The 13,631-nt window shown below is 57.1% G+C and carries 8 protein-coding genes, 2 tRNA genes and 2 rRNA genes; 6 read left to right on the forward strand and 6 right to left on the reverse strand.

Features of this window, described 5'->3' with window-relative positions; genetic code table 11:
• Nucleotides 1-124 precede the first annotated feature (124 nt).
• The 5 genes from ASG35_RS25865 to ASG35_RS25885 form a co-directional block, all read right to left on the reverse strand.
• A 23S ribosomal RNA gene (locus ASG35_RS25865) occupies nt 125-3,005 on the reverse strand.
• A gap of 350 nt (nt 3,006-3,355) precedes the next feature.
• A tRNA-Ala gene (locus ASG35_RS25870) sits at nt 3,356-3,431 on the reverse strand.
• Between the two features lie 66 nt (nt 3,432-3,497).
• Nucleotides 3,498-3,574 (reverse strand) — tRNA-Ile (locus ASG35_RS25875).
• A 70-nt stretch (nt 3,575-3,644) separates the two neighbouring features.
• A 16S ribosomal RNA gene (locus ASG35_RS25880) occupies nt 3,645-5,177 on the reverse strand.
• The 16S and 23S rRNA genes sit together here with 2 tRNA genes alongside, the layout of an rRNA operon.
• A gap of 493 nt (nt 5,178-5,670) precedes the next feature.
• Nucleotides 5,671-6,957: an SGNH/GDSL hydrolase family protein gene (locus ASG35_RS25885; protein ID WP_056364358.1), complete on the reverse strand. Its 1,287-nt coding sequence runs from the start codon at nt 6,955-6,957 to the stop codon at nt 5,671-5,673.
• 206 nt (nt 6,958-7,163) lie between these two features.
• On the opposite strand from ASG35_RS25885, the gene ASG35_RS25890 reads away from it, so the two are divergent.
• Nucleotides 7,164-8,363 (forward strand): methyltransferase, encoded by a 1,200-nt coding sequence (locus ASG35_RS25890; RefSeq protein WP_056364667.1) that lies wholly within the window; start codon nt 7,164-7,166, stop codon nt 8,361-8,363.
• Here ASG35_RS25890 and ASG35_RS25895 read toward each other — a convergent pair whose 3' ends face one another.
• The gene (locus ASG35_RS25895) at nt 8,364-9,629 is read right to left on the reverse strand and encodes a TIGR03862 family flavoprotein (protein WP_056364359.1); all 1,266 of its coding nucleotides are present in this window, start codon (nt 9,627-9,629) and stop codon (nt 8,364-8,366) included.
• 149 nt (nt 9,630-9,778) lie between these two features.
• Between ASG35_RS25895 and paaA the strand changes: the two genes are divergently transcribed.
• Genes paaA through paaE form a run of 5 tightly spaced genes read left to right on the forward strand, consistent with a single transcriptional unit; the run spans nt 9,779 to nt 13,521 of the window.
• Nucleotides 9,779-10,777 carry a 1,2-phenylacetyl-CoA epoxidase subunit PaaA gene (gene paaA / locus ASG35_RS25900; protein WP_056364362.1) on the forward strand — a complete coding sequence of 333 codons (999 nt, stop codon included), beginning with the start codon at nt 9,779-9,781 and terminating at the stop codon, nt 10,775-10,777.
• Nucleotides 10,778-10,787: 10 nt separating this feature from the next.
• On the forward strand, nt 10,788-11,072 hold the full coding sequence (gene paaB, locus ASG35_RS25905; RefSeq protein WP_056364669.1) for a 1,2-phenylacetyl-CoA epoxidase subunit PaaB: 285 nt from the start codon (nt 10,788-10,790) through the stop codon (nt 11,070-11,072).
• Nucleotides 11,073-11,088: 16 nt separating this feature from the next.
• Nucleotides 11,089-11,889, forward strand: coding sequence for a 1,2-phenylacetyl-CoA epoxidase subunit PaaC (paaC, locus tag ASG35_RS25910; protein ID WP_056364364.1), 801 nt, complete (start codon nt 11,089-11,091; stop codon nt 11,887-11,889).
• A gap of 5 nt (nt 11,890-11,894) precedes the next feature.
• Entirely contained in the window at nt 11,895-12,425 is a 531-nt protein-coding gene (gene paaD, locus ASG35_RS25915) for a 1,2-phenylacetyl-CoA epoxidase subunit PaaD (RefSeq protein WP_056364671.1), read from the forward strand.
• Between the two features lie 7 nt (nt 12,426-12,432).
• Entirely contained in the window at nt 12,433-13,521 is a 1,089-nt protein-coding gene (gene paaE / locus ASG35_RS25920; protein WP_056364366.1) for a 1,2-phenylacetyl-CoA epoxidase subunit PaaE, read from the forward strand.
• Nucleotides 13,522-13,631 lie beyond the last annotated feature (110 nt).

The following is a 13,631-nucleotide window of genomic DNA, read 5'->3' on the forward strand; positions in this document are numbered from 1 at the left end:
AAGTAGTCGAGAAAGTCTCTCGTTATTACTGGTGCTGCTTTGGGTTGTGAATGTTACTGGGCACAACACTGATCTCAACCTTGGCGTGTGTGAGCGTTTCGCTCATATGAAACACACTGGTTATAGGATCAAGCCTTACGGGCAATTAGTATCAGTTAGCTTAATGCATTACTGCACTTCCACACCTGACCTATCAACGTCCTGGTCTAGAACGACCCTTCAAGGAGCTTAAAGCTCCGGGGATATCTCATCTCAAGGCGAGTTTCCCGCTTAGATGCTTTCAGCGGTTATCTCTTCCGAACATAGCTACCCGGCGATGCCACTGGCGTGACAACCGGTACACCAGAGGTTCGTCCACTCCGGTCCTCTCGTACTAGGAGCAGCCCCCTTCAAATATCCAACGCCCACGGCAGATAGGGACCAAACTGTCTCACGACGTTTTAAACCCAGCTCACGTACCTCTTTAAATGGCGAACAGCCATACCCTTGGGACCGGCTACAGCCCCAGGATGAGATGAGCCGACATCGAGGTGCCAAACACCGCCGTCGATATGAACTCTTGGGCGGTATCAGCCTGTTATCCCCAGAGTACCTTTTATCCGTTGAGCGATGGCCCTTCCATACAGAACCACCGGATCACTATGACCTGCTTTCGCACCTGCTCGACTTGTCGGTCTCGCAGTTAAGCACGCTTATGCCATTGCACTATCAGCACGATTTCCGACCGTACCTAGCGTACCTTCGTACTCCTCCGTTACACTTTGGGAGGAGACCGCCCCAGTCAAACTGCCTACCATGCACTGTCCCCGACCCGGATCACGGGCCAAGGTTAGAACCTCAAACAAACCAGGGTGGTATTTCAAGGACGGCTCCACGGAAACTAGCGTTCCCGTTTCATAGCCTCCCACCTATCCTACACAGATCGGTTCAAAGTCCAATGCAAAGCTACAGTAAAGGTTCATGGGGTCTTTCCGTCTAGCCGCGGGGAGATTGCATCATCACAAACACTTCAACTTCGCTGAGTCTCGGGAGGAGACAGTGTGGCCATCGTTACGCCATTCGTGCAGGTCGGAACTTACCCGACAAGGAATTTCGCTACCTTAGGACCGTTATAGTTACGGCCGCCGTTTACCGGGACTTCAATCAAGAGCTTGCACCCCATCATTTAATCTTCCGGCACCGGGCAGGCGTCACACCCTATACGTCCACTTTCGTGTTTGCAGAGTGCTGTGTTTTTATTAAACAGTCGCAGCCACCAGTTTATTGCAACCCCTTCACCCTTTGCGCGCAGGCGCATCAAGCTACAGGGGCGTACCTTATCCCGAAGTTACGGTACCAATTTGCCGAGTTCCTTCTCCCGAGTTCTCTCAAGCGCCTTAGAATACTCATCTCGCCCACCTGTGTCGGTTTGCGGTACGGTCTTGTTAAACTGAAGCTTAGAGGCTTTTCTTGGAACCACTTCCGATTGCTTCTTCGCCTAAGCGAATGGCCTCACACCCTTGAATTACGCGCCCGGATTTGCCTAAGCGCCTTCTCCAATGCAAGGACCGGGACTTCCAACACCCGGACAACCTTCCGCGATCCGTCCCCCCATCGCATTTAACAATGGTGCAGGAATATTAACCTGCTTCCCATCAGCTACGCATTTCTGCCTCGCCTTAGGGGCCGACTCACCCTACGCCGATGAACGTTGCGTAGGAAACCTTGGGCTTACGGCGAGGGGGCTTTTCACCCCCTTTATCGCTACTCATGTCAGCATTCGCACTTCCGATACCTCCAGCACACTTTTCAATGCACCTTCACAGGCTTACGGAACGCTCTCCTACCATGCGAGATAAATCTCGCATCCGCAGCTTCGGTATATTGCTTAGCCCCGTTACATCTTCCGCGCAGGACGACTCGATCAGTGAGCTATTACGCTTTCTTTAAAGGGTGGCTGCTTCTAAGCCAACCTCCTGACTGTTTTAGCCTTCCCACTTCGTTTCCCACTTAGCAATATTTGGGGACCTTAGCTGGCGGTCTGGGTTGTTTCCCTCTTGACACCGGACGTTAGCACCCGATGTCTGTCTCCCGTGATTGCACTCTTCGGTATTCGGAGTTTGCTATGGCGTAGTAATCCGCAATGGACCCCACAACCATGACAGTGCTCTACCCCCGAAGGTGATACACGAGGCACTACCTAAATAGTTTTCGGAGAGAACCAGCTATTTCCAAGTTTGTTTAGCCTTTCACCCCTATCCACAGCTCATCCCCTAATTTTTCAACATTAGTGGGTTCGGTCCTCCAGTACGTGTTACCGCACCTTCAACCTGGCCATGGATAGATCACTTGGTTTCGGGTCTACGCCCAGCAACTGAACGCCCTATTCGGACTCGCTTTCGCTACGCCTGCCTTAATCAGTTAAGCTTGCTACTGAACGTAAGTCGCTGACCCATTATACAAAAGGTACGCCGTCACCCCTTACGAGGCTCCGACTGTTTGTATGCATGCGGTTTCAGGATCTATTTCACTCCCCTCCCGGGGTTCTTTTCGCCTTTCCCTCACGGTACTGGTTCACTATCGGTCGATCACGAGTATTTAGCCTTGGAGGATGGTCCCCCCATCTTCAGACAGGATTTCACGTGTCCCGCCCTACTTGTCGTACACCTAGTTCCACACATCCGCTTTCGCCTACAGGGCTATCACCTGCTATGGCCACACTTTCCAGAGTGTTCGGCTAACGGTCGTGCTAAAGAGTACAGGCTGATCCCATTTCGCTCGCCACTACTTTGGGAATCTCGGTTGATTTCTTTTCCTGCGGTTACTTAGATGTTTCAGTTCACCGCGTTCGCTTCTCATGACCTATGTATTCAGTCATGGATACTCCATTCGGAGTGGGTTTCCCCATTCGGACATCGACGGATCAAAGCTCGTTTGCCAGCTCCCCGTCGCTTTTCGCAGGCTACCGCGTCCTTCATCGCCTGTGATCGCCAAGGCATCCACCACATGCACTTGTTCGCTTGACCCTATAACGAGTGTGTCTCCGAGAGTTCCAACCCAACCGACCGAAGTCCGTTAAATCGAACACCTCTTTCACACCGCTATAGGTTGAGTATTCGTGTTGCGCCGTATTCCAAGCCATCTTTCGATAACTTTTCATACATTGATACAATCACAACCCTTGATTCACCTACTCACACACCCATCTCTAAGTATGCTTTCGTGAATCTCTTTACTACTTCTTCCAGATTGTTAAAGAACGACAGCACGACTTTAAGCGCTATGCTTAAAATCGCTTACTGACTGGCTCAATCGCCAATGCAAACCACGCTTCGCATTGATCTTGCTCAGATCAAACGTGTTTGGCATTGATGATTGGTGGAGGATGACGGGATCGAACCGACGACCCCCTGCTTGCAAAGCAGGTGCTCTCCCAGCTGAGCTAATCCCCCAGATACCTTGATGCCTGAGGGTCTGCATTTATCTGCGCACGTCACTTCAAACGCGCAAAGAGTAAATGGTGGGTCTGGTTGGATTCGAACCAACGACCCCCGCCTTATCAAGACGGTGCTCTAACCAACTGAGCTACAGACCCTTAGCCTGTCTTCTTACAGCCGATAAGCGTGAGCGCTTGAGCGCTTCACTTTAAAACGTTTGAGCTCGAGAAAGGAGGTGATCCAGCCGCACCTTCCGATACGGCTACCTTGTTACGACTTCACCCCAGTCATGAATCCTACCGTGGTGACCGTCCTCCTTGCGGTTAGACTAGCCACTTCTGGTAAAACCCACTCCCATGGTGTGACGGGCGGTGTGTACAAGACCCGGGAACGTATTCACCGCGGCATGCTGATCCGCGATTACTAGCGATTCCAGCTTCACGTAGTCGAGTTGCAGACTACGATCCGGACTACGATCGGTTTTCTGGGATTAGCTCCCCCTCACGGGTTGGCAGCCCTCTGTTCCGACCATTGTATGACGTGTGAAGCCCTACCCATAAGGGCCATGAGGACTTGACGTCATCCCCACCTTCCTCCGGTTTGTCACCGGCAGTCTCCTTAGAGTGCTCTTGCGTAGCAACTAAGGACAAGGGTTGCGCTCGTTGCGGGACTTAACCCAACATCTCACGACACGAGCTGACGACAGCCATGCAGCACCTGTGTATCGGTTCTCTTTCGAGCACCCCAGCCTTTCAGCCAGGTTCCGACCATGTCAAGGGTAGGTAAGGTTTTTCGCGTTGCATCGAATTAATCCACATCATCCACCGCTTGTGCGGGTCCCCGTCAATTCCTTTGAGTTTTAATCTTGCGACCGTACTCCCCAGGCGGTCAACTTCACGCGTTAGCTACGTTACTAAGGAAATGAATCCCCAACAACTAGTTGACATCGTTTAGGGCGTGGACTACCAGGGTATCTAATCCTGTTTGCTCCCCACGCTTTCGTGCATGAGCGTCAGTATTGGCCCAGGGGGCTGCCTTCGCCATCGGTATTCCTCCACATCTCTACGCATTTCACTGCTACACGTGGAATTCTACCCCCCTCTGCCATACTCTAGCTCGCCAGTCACAAATGCAGTTCCCAGGTTAAGCCCGGGGATTTCACATCTGTCTTAACGAACCGCCTGCGCACGCTTTACGCCCAGTAATTCCGATTAACGCTCGCACCCTACGTATTACCGCGGCTGCTGGCACGTAGTTAGCCGGTGCTTATTCTTCCGGTACCGTCATCCTCCCACCGTATTAGGGCAGAAGTTTTCTTTCCGGACAAAAGTGCTTTACAACCCGAAGGCCTTCTTCACACACGCGGCATTGCTGGATCAGGGTTTCCCCCATTGTCCAAAATTCCCCACTGCTGCCTCCCGTAGGAGTCTGGGCCGTGTCTCAGTCCCAGTGTGGCTGGTCGTCCTCTCAGACCAGCTACAGATCGTCGCCTTGGTAGGCCTTTACCCCACCAACTAGCTAATCTGCCATCGGCCGCCCCTATAGCGCGAGGTCCCGAAGGATCCCCCGCTTTCTTCCGTAGATCGTATGCGGTATTAATCCGGCTTTCGCCGGGCTATCCCCCACTACAGGACACGTTCCGATGTATTACTCACCCGTTCGCCACTCGCCACCAGGGTTGCCCCCGTGCTGCCGTTCGACTTGCATGTGTAAGGCATGCCGCCAGCGTTCAATCTGAGCCAGGATCAAACTCTTCAGTTCAATGCCTGTTACTGTTTTCTATTCTTGCGAATAGGTCGCTCACTCAACGTACTGACAAGTTCCTCCCATCTTTCCATCTCTGAAAAGACGCTCAAAACCTACCTTAATACTAGTGTGAGACTTGATACTTTCRCTTCACGGCAGCAACCTTCCAAGTAACCTCGAAAGACACCGACACCACCACGCTCAAAAGCAAAACACCAAGCGCCCACACTTATCGGCTGTTAGTTTTTAAAGAACATTCGCGAAAAACCGCAGCATCCCAACCCTCRGAACACYACCGCYTTCGCGTCGCTGCGTTTGCAGCACAGAAACGAGATTATGTAGAATCTTTTTCTCCTTGTCAACAAGTTTTTGAGCGATTGCTTTCAAACTTACCGACTTTGGAGCCCGCCCGTTTCGTTGGCGGTCCTCGTTGCGAAACGAGGAGCCGAATAATAGGCCATGGCTTGGCTCGTGGCAAGGGCATCTTGAAACTATTTCGGCAAATCCTTTATTTCGTCCCGATGGAATGTCGAGTCAGTCCCATTTCGTCGATAGGAACCGCCTCCGACATCGCTGCGTAACCTGCATCGCTTGGGTGAATGTGGTCACCGCTGTCGTAACGGCGTTGCAGTTTGTCCGGATGATCGGGGTCTCGCAGCGCGCGATCGAAGTCGACGACGCCGTCGAATGCATGACTCGAACGGATGGAATTGTTGACGGCGGTGCGGATCGCCTCGCGGTCGGGCGGCAACGCGGCGGGCGTGAGCGTTGCGCCGTATATCTTGACGCCGCGCTGGTGAGCCTGGGCGATCAGCCGCTGGTATCCGCGAAGCAGCGAGTCGGCGGTAACCGGCGTGTGGGGATCGTCGCAATCGAGGCCGGCGCGCGCGGGCATCGAAGGGAAATTGATGTCGTTGATGCCGATAAGCACGATCACCGAGCGAACGCCCGGCTGTCGTAATGCATCGCGATCGAAGCGGCTGAGAACCGCGTCGCCGTAGCAAGGCGACGGGCTCAGCAAGCGATTGCCGCTGATTCCCGCGTTCACGACCGACGTCCCTTCCATCCCGTTTTGCGTCAACCTGCGGGCGAGTGCGTCGGTCCATCGGCGATTGGCGTTCGGCGTCGAGCGCATTCCGTCGGTGATCGAGTCGCCGATGGCGACCAGCGTCTGCGCGGGGGTATCGACGGCGACGCTCGTCAGCCACACGAATTGCGTGAAGCGCGTGCGGAAGGCGGAAGCGTCGGGATCGGCGGAATGGTTGCCGGGCGTCGAGATGTAATTGACCTGGCTCGCCACGCGATGCCAGGCGGCCAATTTCTGACCGGCTGCCATATAGGTGCTTACGGCCAGCGGCTGGTAAGCGGCGACGTTGAATGCGACAGGATCGCTGTCGATCTGGCCACCCGGCGCGATGGTGACGCTCGATTTACCGCCAAATGTCACTGGTCGACTCGTTCCGGCCCGCGTGCCTGCCGCGTTGCCCGAAACGGCGCGCGCAACCTGCGCGCCATCGATAACCAGCGGCTCCGTGCCGTACACGTTGCTGAACCGCAGGCGAAGCTGTTTTCCATCGATAGCCGGATAAACGATCTGCCTGACCGTTCGTCCGCCAATTTCAGGCGCGCGATACAGCGCGGGCAACTCGGCGCGCTGCGGAATCTGCTGGAGCGCCGTGCTCCATGCGCTGACCCAATGTCCCGACGGCGCTTCGTCTGCGGAGGCTGGGGCGGACGAAAGCAGGAGGGCGGAAAGTGTCGCGGCGGCAACGGCGGAGAGGACGCGAAGGTTCATCGGGGAGCGGGAATTTTTTGGGGAAAAGCCGATTGTGCCTTATGCGACAAACCGGCAGCAGACCGGCAGCAGACCGCGCGATTACAGTGGACATAGCGCCGTCGCAAGCCTTCCATATGGACGGAAAGTCGGACCGTTTTGCGAAAAGCCCTCAGAATGTCGGCATTCCGCCTCGCGGTTCTCACTTTGTCCGGTACTTATTCAGCATGCATTCCAAGACCTCTTCCAGCACCAACGCTGCATCCGCCCTCATTGAATGGGAGGAACAAGGCGAGAGCCATTCGGCGCTCTGGCGCTCGGAAAGCGGAATCGCGCCGCCCAAACGCGTGGTTATCGGCGATGACCAGATGACAGCCGATTCAGCTTACCGCCTGGCTAGCGAAGGAACCGCGATTCTGTGGCGCGGCGATTTCCAGAACGCGCGGCAATTGTTGCAGGCCGTGGCACGGCGCATCGAAACACGCCCCAAAAAGTCCGCGAAGGCGAAAGCGAAGCAGCGCAGCGCAACGCCGGACGCGCCGGTTGAACCGGCCGCGCCTGCCGAGGCGTTCAATTTGTATCGGCTTGCTCAGTCGCAGCGTGCCCGTACGCTCGGCATGTTTTTGCTGCCGCTCGACGCCGAGTACGCAATTACGTTGCGTCGCGCGCCAGTCGTGAAGGAAGCGTGCGAGGAAGCGTACGGCCCGGCGGCGGGAGATTCGGTCGTGTCTTTGCGCGAAGTGCTCGGGCTGGTCGGCGCGCACGAGTGGCGCAAGAAGGGCGTGGACGTGGAGGCGCTCGGCGCGCGGATTCATCCCTATTACGGCGTGTTTTCGCCAGTGCGTGGCGAGTACGTCAAGCTGGTGGCGGATCAGCCGTTGCCATCGAAGGAACTTGCATTCGATATCGGCACCGGCACCGGCGTTCTGGCCGCGTTGCTGGCGCAGCGCGGCGTGAAGCGCGTAATCGCGACGGAAATCGATCCGCGTGCGTTGGCGTGCGCGCACGAAAACATCGACACGCTCGGGTTTTCGCAGCAAGTCAAGGTGATCGAAGCCGATCTGTTTCCGGAAGGCCGCGCGCCGTTGATCGTGTGCAATCCGCCTTGGTTGCCGGCACGGCCGAGTTCGGCGATCGAGCACGCAATCTATGACCCGGAAAGCCGGATGTTGCGCGGTTTCCTCGACGGACTCGCCGCGCATCTGACGCCGGGCGGCGAAGGCTGGCTGATCTTGTCGGATCTGGCGGAGCATCTGGGTTTGCGTACGCGCGCGCAATTCCAGGAATGGGTCGATAAAGCCGGGCTGAAGACCGATGGCCGAATGGACGTTCGTCCGCATCACCCCCGTGCCGCCGATAAAACCGATCCGCTGTATCAAGCGCGATCGGCTGAGGTGACTTCGTTGTGGCGCCTAGTTCCGGCTTGATTACAGCGTCGGGGCGCGGTTTTGATTCGAGTTTTGATCCAGAAAAGCCAGCGCCCCTTCCCCGGCGACCATTCCGCTCGCGAAACATGCCGTCAGCAAATAGCCACCGGTTGGCGCTTCCCAATCCAGCATTTCGCCGGCGCAGAACACGCCGGGCAATGCCGTCAACATCAAGTGCGAATCCAGCGATTCGAATTTCACACCGCCAGCGCTGCTGATCGCTTCGGCGATGGGCCTCGGCCGCGTCACCGTTAGCGGCAAAGCCTTGATGCGTTGCGCGAGACGGGTGGTATGGGCGAGATCTTCGCGGCTCAGGCATTCGCGCAGCAAACCCGCTTTTGCGCCCGTCAGCTTCAGGCGGCTCTGCAAATGACTCGACATGGAGCGCGCGCCGCGCGGATGCGTGACTTCATCGTGGACGCGCTCGGGCGTCAAACCTGGCGCGAGATCAAGCAGGAAGGTGGCGTGGCCATCGGCGAGACGATCGCGTATGCGCGCGGACACTGCGTAGATCAGGCTGCCCTCGATGCCCGTCGATGTCAGCAAACACTCTCCCGCGCGCCAGTCCACGCCGCCGTCTTCCCGCGGCAAACCGATCGCCACCGATTTCAGCGGCTCGCCGGCGAAGCGGCCGCTGAAGTGCTCGCTCCAGTCGATATCGAATCCGCAATTCGATGACTTGAACGGCGTTATTTCCGCATACGCCTCCAAAAATCCGATCCACGCCGCGTCCGATCCCAAACGTGGCCAACTCGCGCCGCCAAGGGCGAGCACGACGACATCGGCTTTAACATTGACCTCGCCTTCCGGCGCGGAAAATCGCAGCGTGCCGTTTTCCCAGCCGATCCATTTATGCCGCATATGGAAATGCACGCCCGATTCGCGTAGCCGATGCAACCACGCGCGCAGCATTGGCGCCGCTTTCATGTCCGTGGGAAACACGCGGCCCGAGCTGCCGATGAACGTTTCCACGCCAAGATCGCGAACCCAAGCGCGCAAGGCGGTGGCATCGAAACGTGTCAACAACGGCTCGATCTGCGCCCGACGTTCGCTATATCGGGATAAAAACGCCTCGGCTGGTTCGGAATGCGTGAGATTCATGCCGCCTTTGCCTGCCATCAGAAACTTGCGGCCAACCGAGGGCATTGCGTCATACAGATCCACTTTCACGCCGCCCATCGCCAAAACCTCGGCCGCCATCAGGCCAGCCGGGCCGCCGCCAATAACGGCCACGCGCGCAATACGAGTTTCGATGGATGACGGCATGCAGAGCGAAAAAGAAAGGGATTAGCCCGTATTGTCGCATTCGAAGGAACGCAGCTTCGGCCACGCGCCATCCCAAAAAATATCTATAAACCGACCGTCCGGTCGGTTTATAATTGCCGCACAGTGACTTCATACAGCGAGCGATCGTCATGTACACGCAATCCCTCGATACCCCCGGCAACGTGCAGTCAATCGATCCGGCGTCTACATCGCCTGAATTGAGCCGCTTCGACGCCGTAATGGCTGCCGACGGCAAGATCGAACCGCAGGACTGGATGCCCGACGCGTATCGCAAGACGCTGGTTCGCCAGATTTCGCAGCACGCACATTCGGAAATTGTCGGAATGCTGCCGGAAGGCAACTGGATTTCGCGCGCGCCGAGCCTGAAGCGCAAGGCAATCCTGCTTGCCAAGGTGCAGGACGAAGGCGGCCACGGCCTCTATTTATATAGCGCGGCGGAAACCATGGGGGTATCGCGCGATCAGCTCATCGATGCCTTGCATGCCGGAAAAGCCAAATATTCGAGCATCTTCAATTACCCCACGCCGACCTGGGCGGACGTTGGTGTGATCGGCTGGCTGGTCGATGGCGCCGCGATCATGAATCAAATTCCGCTATGCCGTTGCACATACGGCCCATACGCGCGCGCCATGATTCGCATTTGCAAGGAAGAGTCGTTCCATCAGCGGCAGGGTTTCGACGCGCTTCTCTCCATGATGAAAGGCACGCAAGCGCAGAAAGACATGGTCCAGCAAGCGGTCGATCGTTGGTGGTGGCCGGTGCTGATGATGTTCGGTCCTAGCGACAAGGATTCCATCCATAGCGGGCAGTCGTTCAAGTGGGGCATCAAGCGCATATCGAATGATGATCTGCGCCAGAAGTTCGTCGATGCCACCGTCGAGCAAGCAAAAATCCTCGGCGTTACGCTGCCCGACCCCGATCTGAAATGGAACGAAGAACGTCAGGCGCACGACTACGGCGCGATCGATTGGGACGAGTTCTGGCGCGTCGTAAATGGCGACGGTCCGTGCAACAAGGAACGGCTGGCCACGCGCGTCAAGGCGCACGAAGACGGCGAGTGGGTTCGCGAAGCGGCCCTTGCCTATTCCGCGAAACAGGCTGCGCGTGCCCAAAAGCAAGCTGCATAAGGAGCGAAAAATGAACAACGAATGGCCGATCTGGGAAGTGTTCGTGCGCAGCAAACAGGGCCTCGATCACAAGCATTGCGGCAGTCTGCATGCGCCCGACGCGCCCGCGGCGCTGCGCATGGCGCGCGACGTCTACACGCGGCGTCAGGAAGGCGTGAGCATTTGGGTGGTGCCATCGGCGGCAATTACAGCGTCCGATCCCGCCGACAAAGCCGAGTTCTTCGAACCCGCTGGCGACAAGATTTATCGTCACCCGACGTTCTTCGTGCTGCCCGACGAAATCAACCATATGTGATCGAAGGGTCTAGCTCATGACGACGCCACAACATCTTTCTTACGTGCTGCGCCTGGCCGACAACGCGCTGATCCTCGGCCAGCGTAACGGCGAGTGGTGCGGACACGGTCCTGTGCTCGAGGAAGATATCGCGCTCGCCAACATCAGCCTCGATCTGATCGGCCAGGCGCGACTGCTTTATTCGCACGCGGCCGCGCTCGAAGCCGAGCTTCACGGTTCGAAAAAAACCGAAGACGACTACGCGTATTTCCGCAACGAGCGCGACTTCCGCAACTTCACGCTGACCGAATTGCCGCATGCTGGTCCGTTGTCGGGCACGGCACGCTCGGATCGTGACTACGCGGTAACGGTCGTGCGCAACTTCCTTTACTCGACGCTGATGGCGCATCTCTGGACGTCGCTCACGCAATCGAGCGACGCGCAACTTGCCGCGATTGCGTCCAAGTCGATCAAGGAAACGCGCTACCACCTGAATCACGCGAGCGACTGGCTGCTGCGTTTTGGCGATGGCACCGAAGAATCGCATCGGCGAGCTCAAGCCGCGGTGGATTATCTGATGCCGTACACACGTGAGTTTTTCAGCGTGGACGACGTGGAAACGAGCATCGCGGATGCCGGTATTGGTCCGCTATCCGCCGATCTGGAAGCAGCGTGGCGCGAAGACGTGGACGCAACGCTTGCCGAAGCCACCCTGCAAAAGCCCGCCGAGGCGAAGCACGTGACTACAGGCAAACTTGGCGAACATTCCGAGCATATGGGTTATCTGCTCGCGGAATTGCAGAGCATCGCGCGGCAACATCCGGGCGCGACGTGGTGAACGCGATGACTGCTTCACAGGACGTCACGCTGGATCAAGTCTGGCAGGTGCTCGAAACCGTGCCGGACCCGGAAATCCCGGTGGTGTCCATCCGCGAACTGGGCATTCTTCGCGACGTCCGCCGCGCCGCCGACGACACGCTGGAAATCGTCATCACGCCGACGTATTCCGGTTGCCCGGCGATGTATCAGATCGCGGAAGACATCGGCGCCGCGTTGACCGGTGCGGGCTTCAAGAAACATCGGATCGAGACCGTTCTGGCGCCCGCGTGGACCACCGACTGGATGACCGACGCCGCGCGCGAAAAACTCAAGCAATACGGCATCGCTCCGCCTTTGGGCAATTGCGGCTCGAATGAACACGCGCCGCAAGAACGGCCGCTGCGCTTCATGCCGCGCGTTGTCGATAAACCCGCCTGCCCGCGCTGCGGTTCTCTGCACACCGAACGTCTTGCGCAGTTCGGCTCGACGGCGTGCAAGGCGCTGTATCGCTGCATGGATTGCCGCGAACCGTTCGACTACTTCAAACCGTACTAAACCGACCATGGCGACTCCGCAATTCCATTCGCTGCGCATCCGCGACGTTCGTCCCGAGACGTCGGACGCTGTGACCGTTTCCTTCGATGTCCCCGAAAACCTGCGCGATGCGTTCCGTTTCACGCAGGGCCAGTTTGTTACTTTGAAGACGCATATAGACGGAGAAGAAACACGGCGGTCGTACTCCATTTGCGTGGGCGTGACCGATTACGATCGCGACGGCGAGTTGCGCATTGGCATCAAGCGCGTGCGCGGCGGCCGCTTTTCGAACTTTGCTTTCGACACGCTAAAGCCAGGCCATGAAATTGAAGTCATGACGCCCGATGGCCGCTTCTTCACGCATTTGAACGCGGATCACGTCAAGCATTACGTGGCGTTTTCGGGCGGTTCCGGCATTACGCCGGTGCTTGCCATCGTCAAGACGACGCTGGAAACCGAACCGACCAGCCGCTTCACGTTGATCTACGGCAACCGCAGCGTCGACGCCATCATGTTCGCCGAGGAACTGGAAGACCTGAAGAACCGCTTCATGAGCCGGTTCTCGCTGTACCACGTTTTATCGGACGATTTGCAGGATGTCGAACTGTTCAACGGCGTGCTGAACCAGGAAAAATGCGCCGCATTCCTGGAAGCGCTCGTTCCTGCCAGTGAAATCGATGAAGCCTTCATCTGCGGTCCCGGTCCCATGATGGACGCCGCCGAAGCCGCGTTGAAGAGCGCGGGCGTGCCGTCGAAGCAGGTCCACGTGGAACGCTTTGGAACGCCGTTGCCGCAAGCCGGCGTGCCGCAAATAGAGATCACGGACGATACCCCGGCGGCAAATCTTGAATTGATCATCGACGGGAAGAAGCGCAAGTTGCGCTTGCCCTATCAAGGCGTCAGCGTGCTGGACGTTGGGCTGAAGGCGGGCCTCGCGTTACCCTACGCATGCAAAGGCGGCGTTTGCTGCACGTGCCGCGCAAAAGTGCTCGAAGGCGAAGTACGCATGGAGAAGAACTTCACGCTGGAACAACATGAAATCGATGCCGGTTTCGTGCTGACATGCCAGTGCCATCCGGTCTCGGATAATGTAGTTGTGAGCTATGACGAACGTTGAGCAAGCGGTTGGCGGATTGCACTGATTCAATTCGCTTACACTAAGGGTCGCCTGTTGCGTGGTTGTCGCCTAATCGATCACGCAGCAGCCGGCCTTCTTACGTTTGCGGT

The organism is Burkholderia sp. Leaf177 (assembly GCF_001424345.1).
GTDB lineage: Bacteria > Pseudomonadota > Gammaproteobacteria > Burkholderiales > Burkholderiaceae > Caballeronia.